The sequence below is a fragment of the Microbulbifer halophilus genome (assembly GCF_026183675.1).
Classification (GTDB): domain Bacteria; phylum Pseudomonadota; class Gammaproteobacteria; order Pseudomonadales; family Cellvibrionaceae; genus Microbulbifer; species Microbulbifer halophilus.
Genome location: NZ_JAPIVK010000001.1, coordinates 224460 through 242815 on the forward strand (window position 1 = coordinate 224460; position 18356 = coordinate 242815).

Consider the following 18356-nt stretch of genomic DNA (forward strand, 5'->3'; position numbering starts at 1 on the left):
CCAACCCTCTCCCGGCGGGAGAGGGGGCAACCGTGCCGGTGCTAGGCTTTGCCGATAGAACCCTACCTCCCCGGAGAACCATGACCGATTTTGCCGTCATCCTGCTCAGTACCATCCTGGTCAACAACTTCGTGTTGGTGCAGTTTCTCGGCCTGTGTCCGTTCATGGGGGTCTCCAACAAGCTGGAGACGGCGGTGGGCATGGCCGGGGCCACCACTTTCGTGCTGACGCTGGCGTCCATCTGCTCCTACCTGGTGAACACCTACCTGCTGGAGCCCTTCGGCATCGAGTACCTGCGCACCATCTCCTTTATCATGGTGATTGCGGTGGTGGTGCAGTTCGCGCGCATGTTCATCGAGAAGACCAGCCCGCTGATGTACAAGGTGCTGGGAGTCTTCCTGCCGCTGATCACCACCAACTGCGCGGTGCTGGGCGTGGCACTGCAGAACACCATGAAGGCGCACACTTTCGTGCAGTCCACTCTCTATGGCTTCGGCGCAGCGCTGGGCTTCTCGCTGGTGCTGATCCTGTTTTCCTCCATGCGCGAGCGGCTGTTCGCCGCGGACGTGCCCACGCCGTTCCGCGGCGCCGCCATCGGGATGATCACGGCCGGGCTGATGTCGCTGGCCTTTATGGGCTTTGGTGGTTTAGTTTGATGCCTCGCGCCGAAGCCCTGAATATAATGAATGCAGACACTCAGCCCGAAGGAGGCAAGCGCATGAATGCCCATAATCGACGCCTCGTAGACGAGGTCTTGTCGCTACCCGCTCGGGAAAAGGCAGAGGTGGTAGACAAGCTGCTGGACAGCCTCGACCAGTCGGACAAACAGCTGGATATGGAATGGCGCAAAGAGGTGGACGACCGGCTGAAAGGCTATCGGAAGGGCAGCGTGGAGGCAGTACCACTGTCTGAGGTGCTCGCAAAGTACAGGAAATAAGCCCGGCAAGTGATGGATATCCGCTTCCTGAAGCCCGCCCAGAGGGAACTGGACGAAGCTGTCGATTATTACAACAGCGAGGTGCCGGGCGTGGGCGACCAGTTTCTGCTGGAAGTCCTGAAAACCCTGGATCGAATTTGTGACTACCCGGATGCTTGGCATCCATTCAGCGACGACACCAGGCGCTGCCGGACCAGGCGGTTCCCCTATGCGCTGATCTACCAGGCCCGGGACGACGAAATCCTGATCATTGCAGTGATGCATCTGCATCGGAAGCCCGACTACTGGCGCCAACGAAATAAATGACCCTAATACCCTGTGATCTGATTTGATGTGGCAATGGCTCTCTGAAATCTCCACTCCCCTGCTGGTCCTCGGCGGTATGGCGCTGGCCTTCGGCGCGCTGCTGGGCTTTGCCGCGGTGCGCTTTCGCGTGGAGGGCGACCCGCTGGTCGAGCAGGTGGACGAACTGCTGCCGCAGACCCAGTGCGGCCAGTGCGGCTACCCGGGCTGCCGCCCCTACGCCGAGGCCATCGTCCACGGCGACAAGATCAACAAGTGCCCGCCCGGCGGCCAGGCCACCATCAACGAGCTGGCCAACCTGCTGGATATGGAGCCGGTGCCGCTGGACGCGGAGCACGGCGTCGAGGACGTAAAGAAGGTGGCGTTTATCCGCGAGGCGGAGTGCATCGGCTGCACCAAGTGCATCCAGGCCTGCCCGGTGGACGCCATCGCCGGTGCGGCCAAATATATGCACACGGTGATCGTGGACGAGTGCACCGGCTGCGATCTGTGCGTGGAGCCCTGCCCGGTGGACTGTATCGATATGGTACCGCTGGAGACCCCGCTACAGGACTGGCACCCGGAGAAGCCGGCGGAAGGCATCGAGCTGATCGCCAGCGACCGGCCCCACAGCAGTAAAAAGAGGGACGCAGCTTGAGCCCCGAGAAGGAACAGCAGACAACCAGTGAACGCCGCGCCGCCCGCGAGGCGCAGCTGATTGCCAGCGAGCGGGCGCGGGACAAGGCGCGCGAACTCACCCCGAACGATTTTCCCGGCGGCATCCACCCGCCGGAGAACAAACGCCAGTCCACCGGCGAGCCCATCGGCACCATTCCCCTGGCGGAAGACCTGGTGGTGCCCCTGCTGCAGCATACCGGCAGCACCGCCCTGCCGCAGGTGAAGCTGGGCGAATATGTGATGAAGGGGCAGAAGATCGCCGAGGCGGACGGGTTGATCAGTTGCCCGGTACACGCCCCCAGTTCCGGCAAGGTGATGGCGATAGAGCCGGCGCCGGTACCCCACCCGTCCGGGCTGCCGGCGGACTGCATCACCATCCGCACCGATGGCGAGGAGCACTGGTGCCCGCTGGAACCCTGCGAGAATTTCCGCGAGCAGGAGCCGGTGGAGCTGCTGGACAAGATCCGCGACTGCGGCGTCGCCGGGCTCGGCGGTGCCGGTTTCCCCACCGCGGTGAAACTCGATCCGCACGGCGGCACCGAGATCGATACCCTGATCATCAACGGCACCGAGTGCGAGCCCTATATCACCGCCGACGATATGCTGATGCGCGAACACGCGCAGGAAATTGTCGCCGGGGTGGAAATTCTCTCCTATATTCTCGACGAACCCGAGCGGGTGCTGATCGGCATCGAGGACAACAAGCCCGAAGCCATCGAGGCAATGCGCGAGGCGGTGAAGGATACCCGCTTCGATGTGGTGGTATTCCCCACCAAGTACCCCTCCGGCGGCGAGAAACAACTGATCCAGATACTCACCGGCCGCGAAGTGCCCAACCGGGGGTTGCCGGCCAATATCGGCGTCATCTGCCAGAATGTCGGCACCGCCCGCGCCGCCTACCGCGCAGTGCGCTATGGCGAGCCGCTGATCAGCCGCGTGACCACCGTGGTGGGCGAGGCGCTGGAGCGCAGCCGCAATATCGAGGTGCCTGTCGGCACACCGATAAAACATATCCTCAAACACCACGGCGCCCACCGGGGCCTGATGCAGAAGGTAATTATCGGCGGCCCGATGATGGGTTACACCATCGACGACGAGCGCACCCCGGTAGTGAAGGCCACCAACTGTCTCCTGGTGCCCACCCGAAAGGAACTGCCACCGGCGCCGCCGGCCCAGGCCTGTATCCGCTGCGGCTTCTGCGCCGAAGTCTGCCCGGCCTCGCTGCTGCCGCAGCAGCTCTACTGGTATGCCCGCGCCGATGACCGCGAAAAAATGCAGGCCTACAACCTGTTCGACTGCATCGAGTGCGGCGCCTGTTCCTATGTCTGCCCCAGCACCATTCCGCTGGTGCAGTACTACCGCGCCGCCAAGGGCGATATCCGTATCGCCGAACAGGAAAAGGAAAAGTCCGACCGCGCCCGCGAGCGTTTCGAGTTCCGCAAACTGCGCCAGGAAAAAGCGGAAAAAGAGAAGGAAGCCAAGCGCAAGGCGCGCCGCGAGGCCGCGGAAAAAGCGCGCCAGCAACGCGAACAACAGGCCGATTCGGCCGGGGGCGGGGAAGCGAAGCAGGAATCCGATGTGGTGGCCGCGGCCCTGGCGCGGGTCAAGGCCAAGCAGGCCTCGCCGGAACAGCAACTGGCCCGGGCGAAGCGCTCCCTGACCAGTGCCGAAAACCGTGTCGAGCGCATGCGCAAGAAACTCGCCGAGGCGGACGAGAGCCAGCGCGATCAGCTATCGGCACAATTGAAGTCCGCCGAGCTGAAGCGGGAGGAAGCGCAGCAGAAGCTCGCCCAGGCCGAGGAACAGGCCAAAGCGCAACCCGCGCCGGAGAAACCCGCGGAGAAAAAAGACGATACCGCGGGCGAAAAGCGCCAGGCCGACAGCGCCATCGAAAAAGCCAAGGCCGCCGCCGCGGCCCGCGCGCAGATGAGCGATGCGGACAAGCTGGCCGCGGATATCGAGGCGTTAGAAGCGCGCGTGGCCAAGGCGGAAAAACGGCTGGAGAAGGCGCGCGTGGAAAACGACAGCAACGAGGATGCCTTCGCCAAGGCGCTGGAGAAAATGCAGAAGAAGCTGGATGACAAGCGACAGGAGCGGGATCAATCGTGAGATCGGAACTGATGCAATTGCGCCGGGCTCGGGAAATCACCGCCCTATTTCCTGAGGGGCAGGCTCGTACTGGTCGCGGGGTAGCCCAATGGCACTGATGCGCGCCTCCTCCCCCCACGCCCGCTCCGGCGACAGCACCGCCAGGGTCATGCTGCAGGTGGCCGCGGCCACTGTTCCCGGTGTGCTGGCGCTGGTGCTCTATTTCGGCATCGGTGTGCTGATCAATATCGCACTCTGTACCGTCACCGCCATCGTGTGCGAAGCGGCGGTGATGAAGCTGCGCAACCGCCCGGTCGGCTTCTACCTGAAGGACTACAGCGCTTTCGTTACCGCACTGCTGCTGGGCATCTCCATTCCACCCTACTGCGCCTGGTGGATTCCGGTAGTGGGGACTTTCGTCGCCATAATCCTGGCCAAACACCTGTACGGGGGCATGGGCTACAACCCGTTCAACCCGGCAATGGTCGGCTATGTGGTGCTGCTGATCAGCTTCCCGGTGGCCATGACCCGCTGGGTGGGGCCGGCGGACCTGATCTACGGTGCGCCCGGTATCAGCGAAACGCTGAGCCTGGTCTTCGGGATCGGCAACTACAACGTCGACGGTTTTACCCGCGCCACCCCGCTGGAGGTGGTGCGATTGAACCAGTCGGTGCTGCTGGAGCAGCTCTACCAGATGGAGCCGATTTTCAACAAAGGCACCATCGCCGGCTACGGCTGGGAGATGGCCAGCTTCGGCTTCCTGATCGGCGGCCTCTTCCTGCTGTTCCGCCGCATCATCACCTGGCACGCGCCGGTGGCGATGCTGGCCACACTGGCCCTGCTGTCGCTGCTGTTCTACGACAGCGGCAGCTCCCTGAGCGAGGGCTCGCCGCTGTTGCACCTCTTCTCCGGCGCCACCATGCTCGGGGCCTTCTTTATCATCACCGACCCGATCAGCGGCGCCACCAGCAACCGGGGGCGGCTGATCTTCGGCGCCGGTGTGGGGCTGTTTACCTACGTGATCCGCGCCTGGGGCACCTACCCGGACGCGGTGGCCTTCGCGGTGCTGCTGATGAACTTCGCCGCCCCCACCATCGACAACTACACGCTGCCGCGCACCTACGGCCACAAGGCGCCGCGCAAGGCCACCGACGTGGAGGAGCAGTGATGCTGAAGCAATCGATCACCTCCAACGCGGCAATCCTGACCCTCTTCGCACTGGTCACCGCCGGCACCCTGGCGGTCACCCAGATCACCACCCGCGAGCCCATCGAGCGCGCCGTCCGCGCGGCGTCGGCCAAGGCGCTGCTGGAGATCATTCCGCTGGATCGCCACAGCAACGACCTGCTGGTGGATACCTATCCGATTCCCGAATCCTACTGGGCGCGGCTGGGGCTGGATCGGGGGGGCGATATCAACCTGGCGCGGGAGGAGGACGGCCGCATCACCGCGGTGATCGTACCGACGGTGGCGCCGGACGGTTACTCGGGCCCGATCAAGCTACTGGTGGGTGTAAACCGCGACGGCACCGTGGCCGGCGTGCGCGTCACCGCCCACAGCGAGACGCCCGGCCTGGGCGACAAGGTGGATGTGACCAAGAGCAACTGGATCCTGGGCTTCAACGGCAAGTCCCTCCAGGATCCGGCGAAAGACAGGTGGAAGGTGCGGAAAGATGGCGGTGCCTTTGACCAGTTCACCGGCGCCACCATTACCCCGCGTGCGGTAGTCCACCAGGTGCGCGATGTGCTCGAGTTCGTCGCCGCGCACCGGGAGCAGCTGTTCAGCGCGCCCGTGTCCAGACGCGCGGTGGAAATTGAACAGCCACGGGAAGATACACAGCAACCGCCCGAGACCACCGACGAAACTCCGGAGAAAAACTGATGGCGACTCCCGGCTTCGGCGAAATCGGCCGCAACGGCCTCTGGAACAACAACCCGGCGCTGGTGCAGCTGCTGGGCCTGTGCCCGCTGCTGGCGGTGACCGGCTCGGTGGTCAACGCCATCGGCCTGGGGCTGGCCACCATCGGCGTACTCACCTGCTCCAACCTGGCGGTTTCCATCGTGCGCCGGCAGATGCCGGAGACGGTGCGCCTGCCGGCCTCGGTGATGATCATCGCCACCTTCGTCACCTGCGCCGAGTTGCTGATGAAGGCCTTCACCTATGAGCTGTTCCTGGTGCTGGGGATCTTCATCCCCCTGATCGTGACCAACTGCGCCATCCTCGGCCGCGCCGATGCCTTCGCCAGCAAGAACCCGGTGCTGCCGTCGCTGGTGGACGGGGTCATGATGGGGCTCGGCTTTACCGGGGTGCTGATCGCGATCGGCGCGATACGGGAGCTTCTCGGCCGCGGCACCCTGTTTGCGGATATGGACCTGTTGCTGGGGCCGGTGGCGAAAGACTGGGCCATCCCGGTGCTGGGGGCGGACTACCCCGGCTTCCTGGTGGCGGTGCTGCCGCCGGGCGCCTTCCTGGTGGCGGGCCTGTTGATCGCGGCCAAGAATGCCATCGACGCCGGCATCGAGCGCCGACGCAGCCAGCGGGTGAAGATAGTGCCCGGGTCCAAGAGGGTGCGGGTCACCGGCAAAATCGGCTGACCCGGGCAACCTCTCTCCAGGGGCGGAGAAGGCCGACAAGGCCCTGACATGGTGCGGCTTCCCTGTAAGCCGATGTAATGCATGTGGCGTCCAAATCATCCGTATTGCGCTAGTCATTTCACACTTTTGCGCTAGAATGAGACGCCCGATCAGGAGTTGGATCGATCACCCGATAATAAAAAACAGGGAACTGCGCTATGACTATGGACAGCGGGAAGTCTGAACTGGTCTATCACGGTCGCCGCGCCCAGCGTGCGGACAGTCGCCAGCGCCGCAGGGCCATTCTCGAGGCCACACTGCGGCTGATTGTCAAAGAGGGGATCCGCGGTATCCGCCACCGCGCCGTCGCGCGCGAAGCCTCTGTACCGCTGGCCGCCACCACCTACTACTTCAAGGACCTGGACGACCTGATCAGCGACGCCTTCACCCATTTCGTGGAACAGGGGCTGGAACACACCCGCCAGTTACAGGAAGACAGCTTCGCCGCTGCCCGCAATCTCTCCCCTGAAGAGCGCGCCTCCGGTGCCGGGCGCAAGCTGCTGATCCAGCAGCTCACGCGTTTCATCCTCAGCCACGTGCGCGCCCAGGCGGGCAACCGGGATTTCCGCCTGATCGAGCTGGCCTTTCGCAACGAGGCACTGCGCAGCACCCAGCTCACCGCCGCCATCCGCGCGGCCAACCAGGCCACCGAGGCGCTGATCCAGGAGTTTTTCGAGCTGCTGGGCCTGGCCGATCCCCAGGCGGCGGTGCAGATAGTCCACGGCACCATTCTCAATCTGGAATACCAGATACTGAGCGGCGCCGTCAGTATCGATTCGCCACTGCTGGAGCGCACCGTGACCATGATGATCAAGGGGCTGATTCCGGCCACAGCCACCATCCCCGAAGCAGCTCCACAAACCTGATACCGCCTCCCGGCCACAGAAAACCGCTTTATCCGGGCCAGTGGACCGTGCGCAAAGTTCTGTAACAGTTCGCTGCGCCAAAACGCCCGGCTCTGCGTTGAGAAAGCTCGAAATAGAACCACTATTCCAGCGCTTTCTCACCTTGATCTGGGCGTTTGGGCTGTGCTCCTTTGTTACGCAACTTTACGCACAACCCACTAGACTTGGTGAATGAACACCAGCAGTCCGGGTTCCCCATGCATTCCGCCAAAAGTTATTTCCTCACACTGACGCTTTCGGTATTCCTGTGCAGCCTCTGGAGCTGCGGACGCGACAGTGACCCCGAACAGATCGATACGGGCGACACAAAAGAGCAACAATTGAGGGCCACCGGCAAAAAGAATCTGCGCCGCGAAGCCGAATGGCCGGGCGAAACCACCGGCGAATATCCCATCGACGCCTATAAAAACTACACGGAAACCGGCGATCTGGACGCCATCCAGAAGCGCGGCAAGCTGCGTATCCTGGTGGATATCGCCAATACCGACTCCCTGCACCGTTCCGCCACCCTGCAGGATATTGAAATAGAACTCGCCAGGCGCATGGCCAGGTACATGGAGCTGGAGCCGGTGATACTGTATACCGACAATTTCGAGCAACTGATCCCGCTGCTGCGACAGGGCAAGGGCGATATCATCGCCAACAACCTGGTCATCACCAAAGAGCGCCGCAAGCTGGTCGACTACTCCATCCCCACCGCCGCCATTCACGAATTACTGCTTTCAAATGAGGAGACTCCCGACGTCAAAAAAGGGGACAGCCTCGACGGCAAGACACTGGCAGTGACCGAAGGCACGACGTTCGAAACCCGGGCGCGCCGGTTCGCGAAAGCGCATCCCGGCCTCGAACTGCAGGTACTGGATAGAAATTATGTGGAACTGGCCGTGGATGTTTCCCTCGGCAAGTACGATTTCACCATCATCGACGACCAGATCTTCGACCTGGTGGAGCAGTTCCGCGACAACCTGAAAGAGAACATCGTTTTCCCGGAAGAGGATCAACTGGCCTGGGGCTTCCGCAAGAACTCCCCGAAACTGGCCGCGGCCGTAAACGAGGCGGTCCGCCAGATCAAGCTGACCCGATCCACCGACCGTTTCGTCGGCGACCTGGATGCCATCCGGGAGCGCGGCGTACTGCGCGCCGTGACCCGCAACCACCCCGGTACCTACTACATGTGGAAGGGGCGGGTACTGGGCTATGAATACGAGCTGCTGAAGAAATTCGCCGAGCGCCTCGATGTGAGGCTGGAGATCATAGTTACACCCAAACATGAGGGGCTGTTCACCTACCTGCGCGACGGAAAGGCCGACCTCACCGCCAGTCTGCTGTCAAAAACCCGGCGGCGCGAAGAAGCCGGCATGGCCTTCGGCCCGGAGTATATGCGGGAGAGAGTCAGCGTCGTCGGTCGCAGCGACGAAAAAATGGACAGCCTGAAAGGCCTGGAGGGGCGCACCCTCCACGTGCTCAGGTCCAGCAGCCAGTATGACGTGCTGATGGAAATCAGGGACAAGGTCCCCGGCCTGAAAATGGAACTGGTGCCCGAGGAATTGACCATCCCGCAGATTCTCGACCATGTTGCGGACGGACGCTACGACCTCACCATCGCCGACGACCTGACAGTGCGACTAGAGCACCAGTGGCGCGACGACGTCACCAACCTGCTCGACCTGCACAGGGAAGACAACGTCTACGCCTGGTCGGTACGCAAAAGCAACCCCGAATTGTTGAAAGCCGTCAACGAGTTTTTCACCGAAACGGCAATCACAGAACTGCGCAATACCCTGTTTCACAAATACTTCGCCGCACCCGGCCGCACCCGCGACGAGATCCGCAAACTGAGTGAAAAAGGCGAGATCTCCCCATTCGACGATATCGTGAAAAAGTATGCCGAGCAGTACGATCTCGACTGGCGTCTGGTGGTCGCACAGATGTTTCAGGAGAGCACCTTTGATCCCGAGGCCAAGTCCTGGGTGGGCGCGCGCGGGCTGATGCAGGTGATGCCCGACACCGGCGAACAGGTGGGAGTGGACGACCTGTTCGATCCGGAGAACAGCGTACGCGCGGGGGTAAAATACCTGGAGTGGCTACACCAAAAATTTGATGACAAAGGCATCAGCCCGGAGAACAAGGTCTGGTTCACCCTCGCCGCCTACAACGCCGGGCTGGGCCATGTCTACGACGCCCAGGACCTCGCCGAGGAAAAGGGCTGGGACCGCAGGGTCTGGTTCGACAATGTCGAAAAGGCAATGCTGTTGCTCTCCGAACGCCGATACTACAAAAACGCCCGCTACGGCTACGCCCGCGGACGCGAGCCCTACAATTACGTACGCAAGATTGAAGCCCGCTTCCGCACCTACACCGCCCTGCTGGAGGCCTACCAGCGCAAGCAAACCTCCACCAACCCGACCTGCAACGCCATACCAACCTGGCTGGCAGCCGGCTGGCCCGAGTGCGGTCGAGGCTTGGTGGCGAATGGGTGGTGAACAGTGGTAGCAGAGGGGCCCGGTGGATTCCTCGGTCCCGGTTGTTGGACTTCGCGGAGCTCACTCCGACCTACGGCTGGACGAAGCACCCGATTCAGGAACAACTGCCCGACAGGGAAGCCACCCATTCGCTCAACAGCGCCGTGCCCTCTTCGTGCACCAAGCTGCGCCCCAGCTCCGGCATCATGGCGCCGGGATCGGTAGACTCTACACGGAAATTCAGGATCGACTGATCCGGCGCACCGGGCACGATTGCAAAGCGGCGGTTGCCGCTGCCGGTACCCGCCGCCACCGGCGGTTTACAGACACCGAGACGGCGCATGTCCCGTTCGCCATGGGTCAGCATCAGGCCGGATGTATCCGCGGCGCCGGCCGGGTTGTGGCAGTGGCCGCAGTTGATATCCAGGTAGGAGCGGGCACGATCGCCCAGCGACAGGCTGGTATCCGCGTAATCCACATTGCTCGGAATCTGTGAAAACTCCGGCAGCTCCGACAGGTAGCCGATCTGCTGCCAGTGCAGCAACTGGTTCTGCGCGCCGTCCGCGTAGCGGTATTCCTTGTTCAGGTGGCGAGCACGCGGGCCCAGTGGCTGCAGCGATTTCTCGGTATGATTGTCCGCATGGCAGCCGGCACACTGGTTGGAATCCGGCACTACATAGGTGAAAGGCGCAGCTTCACCGTTCTCACTCACCAGTTGCATGCGGCTGGCATCGCCGGCGATCTTCAGCGTGGCCTCGGTCTGCTGCTCGTTCCAGACGTAGGGCAGCGCCTGCCAGCCGTCCCCGCGTTTTACCAGCAGGCGGGTTTCCACCAGCCGTACGGTCTCCAGGTTCAGCGCCCGACCGGCCTTGCCCGGGGCATAGTCGCTGCCGTAATCGTCGCTGCGCAGTACAGCGCCCTTGTCACCTTTCGGGTAGTAGAAGGTCTTGGTCAGCACCGTACCCACCGGGTAGTCGAAATTCTCCTCGCCGTAGCGGGCCGAAGAACCGGCCGGCATCCACACGGTGCGCAGCTTGTGCGCATAGTCGGTGAACAGCGCGGTGTTCAGGTCGTAGGGGGTAACACCGGCGTTCGGCGACAGCTCGCCGTCGATCGATTCCACCAGGTGCCAGGCACTGAGTTTTTCCGGCACGGCGTCGCGCTCGAAGATGGTGACCTGCTCGCGGGGGGCCTCGCACCCGGCGAGCCCCAGTGCCAGGATGACCGGGGCCAGTACCGCACCCCAGGCGATGTTACGCATCGGAGGCCTCGAGTGTTGCTACGTCACTTTGGCCCTGCCCTTCGGACTCCTGCCGATCGAAATCCAGTACGATCTGCGGCAGCTTTTCCAGGCTGCACTGGTGCGGGGCGATATCGGTGGAGATGTTCTCGAAGTCGTTGGAGAAATCCACGTTGAGGATGCCGGCATCACTGTTGTCGATACACAGCTTCAGTTCCGCCGGCACTTTGCCGTCGACCATTTTTTCCGGATTGACCACGCCATCCCAGAGCACGTCGGGCAGGCTGCCGCTGAGGCCGAACTTGGCCACTTTCAGCGCTTTCAGTTCGATATGATCCGGGGAGTTGCCACCGCCGCTGAACCGGTTGTCGTAGATGTAGATACCTTCCGGGTAGGGGTCGAAACTCTCCTGGGTGGACTTGTCGGTGGAGTAGCCGGCCATGTAGTAGCTGCTGACAATCACATTGGCGGTGTCGTTGTCGGCGATCTCGTTGTCAAAGATCTCCACATTATCGTTGGAGTTGATCACCACACCGGAGCCGGCCGGCACGGCCGCCACCGGCGTGCCCTCGTGGCCGAAGTTGTCGGTGTTGTTCTCGAAAACCTTGTTGTTGTAGACACGGGTGCTGTGGCCCGGCTGCGGCAGGTTGGGCATGTTGAACACCAGGATGCCGCCGGTGTTGTTGGTGGCGACATTGTCGTAAACGTCGGCGCCGATGGTGTTCTCGATCTCGATACCGGCCACGTTGTACTCGGCGCGATTGTTGCGAACGATCACATTGCGCGACTGGCCCACGTAGATACCGGCATCGGATGCGCCGATGGCCACAGTGCCTTCCACCAGCGTGTTGGTTGTCTGTACCGGGTAAATGCCGTAGGCGCCGTTCTCGGTGGCCGGGCCATTGGTCCATTCGACGCGGATATTGCGGATGACGATATTCTCGCCCTCGTTCACTTTCAGCGCGTCGCCGATGGTGTCCTCGATCGCCAGGTCCTCGATAGTGAAATCGCTGGCGTTGACCAGCAGGCCTTCCGCGCCCTGGATCTGGTCCTTGAACGACAGGACCGTCTTGTCCATGCCGGCGCCGCGGAGGGTCACACCGTCCACGTTCAGCGACAGGCTGCGATTGAGACTGAACTCGCCCGCCGGCAGTTCGATCACATCGCCGGGTTTAGCGGAGATCAATTGCTCGAGCAGGTCTTGCTGGAAATCGACGGAGGCGGAGGCCTCGGCCGCGTCTTGCGGGGCCCCGTTGTCGCCCGAGTCCCGGGAGCAGGCAGTGGCCAGTACAGCCGCGAGCGCCACGCCGATATAGGCAGAGGTCTTCATGGGTTGTTCCTTTTATTCGAGTTATACGTGTAGCGGCAGCTCGCGCCTGAAGTCGCCCGGTCACAAATGTGTACGTTTGTACCAATTAGAACGCGAAGAAACTGCCTGCCATGCAGAGTGACCGATATTATCCAATCGTCCCGAAGCCGGCAAGAGGCTCGCGCCGGCGCTTGCCCGGCCGGACGCGGCCCTGTAGTGTCGGGAGCCGTATCCGCATTACCCGGTTGCCGACAGACTGAAACCATGAAAGCCCGCCACCTGATCCCGATTCTCCCGCTCTGCCTCTGCGGCGGTGCGACGGCGGAGATGCTGGAACTCGAAATCGTCTCCGCGGGCGGTTACCGCTACGCCGCGAAACAGGAGCTCGATGACACTTTCGAGGCTTTCGAATCCGGCGCCATCCCCGGCGAACAGCCACCGCGGGAATACAAAGCCATCCGCTGCGACGGCCCCTGGGGCGCGCTCAAATACAGCCTGACCCTGCCCAGTGGCCCCGGCTACCAGATTCGCGCCAACGACGATCAACTGACGTTGCAGATAGTGGAACACGCGGTAGTCAGCGTCGATGCGAATATCGACGCGATGGAAGTGCATTGCATCGACAGCGAGCCGAAGCAGGTAGTGCGGTCACTGGCGAAAATCGAACTGGAGCGCGGCAGTGGCGACGCACAGCAACTGGTGCTCGCCAAGGGTTACCGGCTGGAGTATCGGTATACGCCGTAATGGCGGGACTCGGGACTCTCGGCAGGGCGCGCCGTGCGCACCGATCGGCCAGCGGCACACGGCAGGAGCCCGCTCCGGGGCCCTACCGGGCGGTGCGCGCGGCGCACCCTACACAGCGATTCAGTGGAATACCGGCGCGGCGACAAAGCTCCAGAAGAGCACCGTCCCCACCATCACCATCACCGCCACCACCATGGATACGGTGACAATGGCGCTGGCGAACAGGAAACCCCGCTCCTCGGACACCCCCATCACAATCGGGATACCGGTGTAGAGCAGGTAGACCGCATAGGCCACTGCCAGCATCGCCAGCAGGATATCCAGCCACAGCAGCGGGTAGAGACCGGCGACACCGGCAATGAAGATGGGGGTGGCGGTAAAGCCGGCGATCACCATGCCTTTCATCGGGTAGCTGCGGGCGCCGTAGGTTTTCGCCATCCAGTGAATGAAATAACCGACGGCGATCACCGCCAGCACCATGGTGCAATAGAACACCCCCACCAGGGACAGGGCGCTTTCGCTGGTGATCCGCCGCTGCTCACCGCCGATACTCCAGCCCACCTGGGTGGTACCGAAATACCAAGCCAGCGCCGGCAGTAACGCCAGCACGACGACATAGGGAATCTGCCGGCGCAGCGCCTTCTCCGGCAGCTCGCCGATGTGCTGCCACTCCCTGCGCGGCTGCACCAGTAGCCCGAACATATGGCTCAACATCCCGTTCTCCTCACTCGTACCGCGAGGAACCCCGAGAGAGACCTGTCTGCTCAAATTGATCTGGATACTGCTTGTCAAAGTGAGGAATACCGCCCAGAGGCCGTTCCCAGCGTTCCAGCATTTATTATTGTTGCCCGCCCATTTGTAGCACTGCAGTCGTCGAAGTCAACGACTGCAGGCACATTGGCGGGGAAGATTACATCTGCGTTTCTGCAGGAAACATAGGGGGCGGGGCACTGCTACCGATCGACCCGATGGAGTTGTAGTGGGTGGTGTCGAGTGGTTGGTGGACGGCGTCTGCGGGAATCCCCCTCGACACCGGCCACTATTCCCCAACCGCTTCAACCGCCTGCATCCAGCCAAACCGGTCCTCCGCGCGCCCCTCCTGGATATCCAGCAGCGCCGCGCGCAGGCGCTCCGCCACCGGTCCCGGAGCCTTCGCGGGCCGGTACTCTCGCTCGCCGTCGCCGAAGACACTGATCGGGCTGATGATTGCCGCGGTGCCACAGGCGAAAGCCTCTTCGCAGCGCCCGGATTCCACCTGGCCCAGCAGTTCGTCGATATCGATCTCCCGCTCGCGAACCCGGTAGCCGAGATCCCGGGCCAGCTCGATCAGTGAATCCCGGGTGACGCCCTCGAGGATGGAGCCGTTCAACGCTGGCGTGTGCAGCTCGCCGTCGAGCACCGCGAAGAAATTCATTCCCGACAGCTCGTCCACGGTGCGCCGGTTGCCCGGGTTCAGCCACAGCGACTGGTCGTAGCCACGCTCTTTCAACCGCGCGACGCTCAGCAGCGATGCGGCGTAGTTGCCACCCACCTTGCTGTCACCGGTGCCGCCCAGCGCCGCGCGGGCGTTCTCGCGCTCCACCCACAGGCGCATATTGCCGGGGTGATAGGCCTCGGACGGGCTGGCGATCACATAGAACTCACAGGTGCTGCTGGTGGATACCGAGAGATCCGGCTGGGTCCCCATCAGGAAGGGGCGCAAGTAGAGGGACTCGCCACTGTTGGCAGGCACCAGGTTGGCACAGTAGGCACTCACCGTGCGCACGCCGTCCATGAACAGCGACTCCGGCACCGGCGGCATGCACAGCCGCTCCGCCGAGTGCACCATGCGCGCCGCATTGCGCTCCGGGCGGAACAGGCCCACGCCACCGCCCTGCACCCGGTAGGCCTTCATGCCCTCGAAGCAGGACTGCGCGTAGTGCAGCACCTTTGCCGCCGGGTCCAGCGCCAGCGGCGCATAGGGAAGCAGCTCGCCGCGGCTCCAGCAGCCGTCCTGGCACACGGCCCGGAACATCACCGGCGCCATCACCTTGCCAAAGCCCAGTTTCTCGGGCATCTCGAATCCGCGCAGACTGCTCGCCACCGCGGGGTCAATGTAAATGCTCACCGACACTCTCCTGTCATTCCAATCCGCTGATTATGGCGCTTAGCGGCGGGCAATCCAAATACACCGCCCACCACAATCCTTATCTACGCAATTGATAATGCAAAATCAGCCATCTCATAGGACAGAAATCTCGAAGCCGGGCCCGACGGCGCCCGACTCCCACGATTGAACTGCCGCGGGCTGACGGAGCCCGCGGCGTCCGATACAGCATCGCCCGAAATTCACACACCCGTGCCAGTTCTTTTAACCACCGCACAAAAATTGTGACGCCCATTTCCTAATATCCCCTAACGGTCAACCGTTACCGGGGTCCAACGATGGCAACACGCCTAAACCGGATCAGTGCTAGGGTAGGTATTCACGATTCCAGTATAAGGCGGGAGCATTGACCGCCACCTTCGAGGGCCGGCGCCCCAGGATGGCTATACTCACAGGTACGCAGCCGCGAAGGCCCCGCAGTGGGTCGGGCGCGTGATTACAGGTGGCCACCACCGCACACCGGAACAAAAAATCACTCCGGGCACTGTCAGGGAACAGAGAAAGAGAGAACCACACTTCAGGGAGAGAAAGTCCGCGGGGCCGGCGAGCCCGGGCGGAGTTCGTGCCCGCAGTTTTGCGCCGCAGCGCAAAACCGGGTGAAGCACAACATGGAACAGAAGTGGTTCAATCGTGACACAGACAGATTTCAGCAGCACTCTTGCTATCGGCTTGATGTTTACAGCCACAGCTCTGCTGTGTGGCAACACCCGCGCGGAAGATGGCGCCTCCGTGAACACGGATACCAGCGCCCCGCCGCCCGCCTTTATCGAGGCCGCCTCAAAACCACTGAAAACTGCCGAACCCCAAACCCGGCGCCAACTGCAACCGAGCGAAGTCGTCGAACAGTATCGCGAGCGTATCCAGGAGCTGGAAGCGAGAAATGGCGCCTACGGTGCCGGCATCGATGAGCAGCTCCTGGGCCTGGCCACGGCGCTGCAGGATGTCGGTGCCCACAAGGAAGCCATCAGCGAATTCCGCCGCGCCATGTTGATCACCCGGGTCAACGAGGGACTCTACTCCCTGAGCCAGACCCCCATGATCGAGCGTATGATCGAGAGCCAGATAGCGCTCAACCAGTGGGAAGACGCCAACGACAACCAGAAATACCTCTACTGGCTGCACGCGCGCAACTACGGCGAGAAGGATCCGCGCATGCTGCCGGTGATCAACGACCTGAGCCGCTGGCACCTGCAGTCCTATGTGGAAGAAAAAGGCGCTACCCTGTTCGAGCACCTGATCAGCGCCACCAATCTCTACGAGCTGGCGGTGGATATCATCACCCAGAACTTCGGCGCCAACGACCTGCGCCTGGTGGACGCGCTGCGCGGCCTCAAGGCCACCAACTACTACCTGGCCACCTACGATGGCGAGCCGCAGCAGGCGGTAGTGGTCAATACCAGTTTCGGCGGCGGCAACATGGATGCGCCGCGCCGCTCCAAACTGGATCACTACCGCATGAACAGTTTCAGCACCGGCAAAAAGGCCATTGCGCGGATGGTCGATGTATACCAGGAAAACCCGCAGTCGCCGCCGGCGGCCTCCGCCAAGGCCAAGGTAGAATTGGGCGACTGGTACATGATGTTCAACAAATGGCACTCTGCCCGGGAAACCTACGGTGAGGCCTATCGGGCACTGTGGGATAATGGCGCCACCAACCGGGAAATCGAGGATATTTTCGGCCGCCCCGCGGCACTGCCGGCCCTGCCGATGCTGGACGAGGACACGAGCGCACAGGAGGAATCCTACGTGACCGTGACCTACGATGTGACGGCGTTCGGCAAAGCGCGCAATATCGAGATACTGCACGCCAGGCCGAAAGGCAGTGTCAACATGCGCTCGCGGGTACGCAATGCATTGAAGCGCGCCAAATTCCGGCCGCGCTTCGAGGACGGCGAACCGGTGGAGACCACGGGTATCGTGCAACGCTTCGTCTTTGATTGAGACAGCGGGATTATCGCGCCCGACCGGTGGCAGCGGCAAAACCCGGGGTAGCGGGTGCTGTCCAAAACCAGACAACCAGCGACTCGTGTTTCGGCGTTGGAAGAGCCTGCACCGGCTCCCGAAACTTGAGTCAGTAACAGGATCCAGGCCGGGCAATGCCCGGCCTGCGTCGCAAAAATCGCTCATGTCCGACAGCGCCCCGGGCGTTTCAGGAGAGATAAAATGTCACTACGGAAAGCGGTATTCGAGGATTTTCGCAGCAATGCCAGATGGCGGACGCTCGCATCGGTGATCGTGCTCGGTGCCGTGGTCGCCGGCTGCAAGAGCCAGCAGACGCAACAGCAGCCGCCGGCACAGCCGTCGCAGTCACAATCCTCCTCCAGCTCCTCGTCACAATCACAATCGCAATCGCAGTCGAGCAGCTCCAGCAGTTCGTCGAGCAGTAGCCAGAGCCAGTCACAGACAGCCAACAACATGCCGTCCAGCAGCTCGTCGAGCCAGTCCAGCCAGGGAATGCCCGGCAGCACCAGCAGCCAGCCAAGCCAGGGCATGCCCACCATCGACAGCGGCAAACAGCCGAGTGCAAACACATCCAGCACCAGCGGCGGCCAACCCAGCAGCAGCGACAGCAGCGCGTCCCGCAGCGGCGAACAATCCTCCTCGCCGCGCAGCCGCTCGGCCGGCGACAGCAAGCCCGACCCCACCTCGCGCGGCGAACGCTCGACGCCGGTCTACAGCGAGTCCGACCGCCCTGCGGAAGAGCGCCGCATGCCGCCGGATCCGTCTACCGACAGCGAGGGGGAGCCGCCGGACGAAGTGGATTTCTCCGAGGAGCAGCAGACGGCATCGTCCAGCAGTTCCTCCAGCTCTTCCAGTCCCAGCAGTTCCGCCTCATCCAGCAGCAGCGCCGCGTCCAGTAACGCTTCCGCCTCCGACAGCGCCGCGTCGGCCAGCAATGCCCAGGCCGGCGGCCAACCACCGGCGGCGGGCG

Annotated in this window: 18 protein-coding genes; 12 read left to right on the top strand and 6 right to left on the bottom strand. The window is 62.6% G+C overall.

Going from position 1 to position 18356, the window contains the following annotated elements; genetic code table 11:
- The first annotated feature begins 80 nt into the window (after positions 1–80).
- The 10 genes from rsxA (at position 81) to OQE62_RS00980 (ending at position 10006) form a co-directional block, all read left to right on the top strand.
- Entirely contained in the window at positions 81–656 is a 576-nt protein-coding gene (gene rsxA, locus OQE62_RS00935; RefSeq protein ID WP_250459456.1) for an electron transport complex subunit RsxA, read from the top strand.
- A gap of 62 nt (positions 657–718) precedes the next feature.
- Positions 719–937 carry an addiction module protein gene (locus OQE62_RS00940; RefSeq protein ID WP_265720104.1) on the top strand — a complete coding sequence of 73 codons (219 nt, stop codon included), beginning with the start codon at positions 719–721 and terminating at the stop codon, positions 935–937.
- Between the two features lie 12 nt (positions 938–949).
- The gene (locus OQE62_RS00945; RefSeq protein WP_265720121.1) at positions 950–1243 is read left to right on the top strand and encodes a type II toxin-antitoxin system RelE/ParE family toxin; all 294 of its coding nucleotides are present in this window, start codon (positions 950–952) and stop codon (positions 1241–1243) included.
- Between the two features lie 25 nt (positions 1244–1268).
- A complete protein-coding gene (gene rsxB, locus OQE62_RS00950) occupies positions 1269–1877 on the top strand; it encodes an electron transport complex subunit RsxB (protein ID WP_265720105.1) in 609 nt (202 codons plus the stop codon).
- A 59-nt stretch (positions 1878–1936) separates the two neighbouring features.
- Positions 1937–4006, top strand: coding sequence for an electron transport complex subunit RsxC (gene rsxC, locus OQE62_RS00955; RefSeq protein WP_377535898.1), 2070 nt, complete (start codon positions 1937–1939; stop codon positions 4004–4006).
- Positions 4007–4094: 88 nt separating this feature from the next.
- Positions 4095–5153, top strand: coding sequence for an electron transport complex subunit RsxD (gene rsxD / locus OQE62_RS00960; protein WP_265720106.1), 1059 nt, complete (start codon positions 4095–4097; stop codon positions 5151–5153).
- Positions 5153–5866, top strand: a complete 714-nt coding sequence (rsxG, locus tag OQE62_RS00965; protein WP_265720107.1) for an electron transport complex subunit RsxG — start codon at positions 5153–5155, stop codon at positions 5864–5866. Before rsxD ends, rsxG begins: the two co-directional genes overlap by 1 nt.
- Positions 5866–6579 carry an electron transport complex subunit E gene (locus tag OQE62_RS00970; protein ID WP_265720108.1) on the top strand — a complete coding sequence of 238 codons (714 nt, stop codon included), beginning with the start codon at positions 5866–5868 and terminating at the stop codon, positions 6577–6579. Before rsxG ends, OQE62_RS00970 begins: the two co-directional genes overlap by 1 nt.
- Positions 6580–6776: 197 nt before the next feature.
- Complete coding sequence (locus OQE62_RS00975) at positions 6777–7484, top strand: TetR/AcrR family transcriptional regulator (protein WP_265720109.1); 708 nt, start codon at positions 6777–6779, stop codon at positions 7482–7484.
- A gap of 236 nt (positions 7485–7720) precedes the next feature.
- Positions 7721–10006 carry an MltF family protein gene (locus OQE62_RS00980; RefSeq protein ID WP_265720110.1) on the top strand — a complete coding sequence of 762 codons (2286 nt, stop codon included), beginning with the start codon at positions 7721–7723 and terminating at the stop codon, positions 10004–10006.
- Between the two features lie 94 nt (positions 10007–10100).
- Here OQE62_RS00980 and OQE62_RS00985 read toward each other — a convergent pair whose 3' ends face one another.
- Positions 10101–11246 (bottom strand): SO2930 family diheme c-type cytochrome, encoded by a 1146-nt coding sequence (locus OQE62_RS00985; protein WP_265720111.1) that lies wholly within the window; start codon positions 11244–11246, stop codon positions 10101–10103.
- Positions 11239–12555, bottom strand: a complete 1317-nt coding sequence (locus OQE62_RS00990; protein WP_265720112.1) for a parallel beta-helix domain-containing protein — start codon at positions 12553–12555, stop codon at positions 11239–11241. The genes OQE62_RS00985 and OQE62_RS00990 overlap by 8 nt, the downstream gene beginning before the upstream one ends.
- A gap of 243 nt (positions 12556–12798) precedes the next feature.
- Here OQE62_RS00990 and OQE62_RS00995 point away from each other — a divergent pair, with 243 nt between their 5' ends.
- Complete coding sequence (locus OQE62_RS00995) at positions 12799–13278, top strand: hypothetical protein (RefSeq protein ID WP_265720113.1); 480 nt, start codon at positions 12799–12801, stop codon at positions 13276–13278.
- Between the two features lie 120 nt (positions 13279–13398).
- On the opposite strand, the gene OQE62_RS01000 is transcribed toward OQE62_RS00995, so the two are convergent.
- Together OQE62_RS01000 and OQE62_RS01005 are read right to left on the bottom strand one after the other, a co-directional pair.
- Positions 13399–13992, bottom strand: coding sequence for a Yip1 family protein (locus OQE62_RS01000; RefSeq protein WP_265720114.1), 594 nt, complete (start codon positions 13990–13992; stop codon positions 13399–13401).
- A 325-nt stretch (positions 13993–14317) separates the two neighbouring features.
- Positions 14318–15385 carry a branched-chain amino acid aminotransferase gene (locus tag OQE62_RS01005; protein ID WP_265720115.1) on the bottom strand — a complete coding sequence of 356 codons (1068 nt, stop codon included), beginning with the start codon at positions 15383–15385 and terminating at the stop codon, positions 14318–14320.
- A 669-nt stretch (positions 15386–16054) separates the two neighbouring features.
- Here OQE62_RS01005 and OQE62_RS01010 point away from each other — a divergent pair.
- On the top strand, positions 16055–17365 hold the full coding sequence (locus OQE62_RS01010; protein ID WP_265720116.1) for a hypothetical protein: 1311 nt from the start codon (positions 16055–16057) through the stop codon (positions 17363–17365).
- 182 nt (positions 17366–17547) lie between these two features.
- On the opposite strand, the gene OQE62_RS01015 is transcribed toward OQE62_RS01010, so the two are convergent.
- Complete coding sequence (locus tag OQE62_RS01015; RefSeq protein WP_265720117.1) at positions 17548–18057, bottom strand: hypothetical protein; 510 nt, start codon at positions 18055–18057, stop codon at positions 17548–17550.
- 39 nt (positions 18058–18096) lie between these two features.
- Positions 18097–18356 (bottom strand): hypothetical protein (locus tag OQE62_RS01020; RefSeq protein WP_265720118.1); only part of this gene is annotated, 260 nt, incomplete at its 5' end.

Coding starts and splice junctions, on each gene's coding strand:
- rsxA (WP_250459456.1), top strand. CDS start 81: ATGACCGATTTTGCCGTCATCCTGCTCAGTACCATCCTGGTCAACAAC.
- OQE62_RS00940 (WP_265720104.1), top strand. CDS start 719: ATGAATGCCCATAATCGACGCCTCGTAGACGAGGTCTTGTCGCTACCC.
- OQE62_RS00945 (WP_265720121.1), top strand. CDS start 950: ATGGATATCCGCTTCCTGAAGCCCGCCCAGAGGGAACTGGACGAAGCT.
- rsxB (WP_265720105.1), top strand. CDS start 1,269: ATGTGGCAATGGCTCTCTGAAATCTCCACTCCCCTGCTGGTCCTCGGC.
- rsxD (WP_265720106.1), top strand. CDS start 4,095: ATGGCACTGATGCGCGCCTCCTCCCCCCACGCCCGCTCCGGCGACAGC.
- rsxG (WP_265720107.1), top strand. CDS start 5,153: ATGCTGAAGCAATCGATCACCTCCAACGCGGCAATCCTGACCCTCTTC.
- OQE62_RS00970 (WP_265720108.1), top strand. CDS start 5,866: ATGGCGACTCCCGGCTTCGGCGAAATCGGCCGCAACGGCCTCTGGAAC.
- OQE62_RS00975 (WP_265720109.1), top strand. CDS start 6,777: ATGACTATGGACAGCGGGAAGTCTGAACTGGTCTATCACGGTCGCCGC.
- OQE62_RS00980 (WP_265720110.1), top strand. CDS start 7,721: ATGCATTCCGCCAAAAGTTATTTCCTCACACTGACGCTTTCGGTATTC.
- OQE62_RS00985 (WP_265720111.1), bottom strand. CDS start 11,246: ATGCGTAACATCGCCTGGGGTGCGGTACTGGCCCCGGTCATCCTGGCA.
- OQE62_RS00990 (WP_265720112.1), bottom strand. CDS start 12,555: ATGAAGACCTCTGCCTATATCGGCGTGGCGCTCGCGGCTGTACTGGCC.
- OQE62_RS00995 (WP_265720113.1), top strand. CDS start 12,799: ATGAAAGCCCGCCACCTGATCCCGATTCTCCCGCTCTGCCTCTGCGGC.
- OQE62_RS01000 (WP_265720114.1), bottom strand. CDS start 13,992: ATGTTGAGCCATATGTTCGGGCTACTGGTGCAGCCGCGCAGGGAGTGG.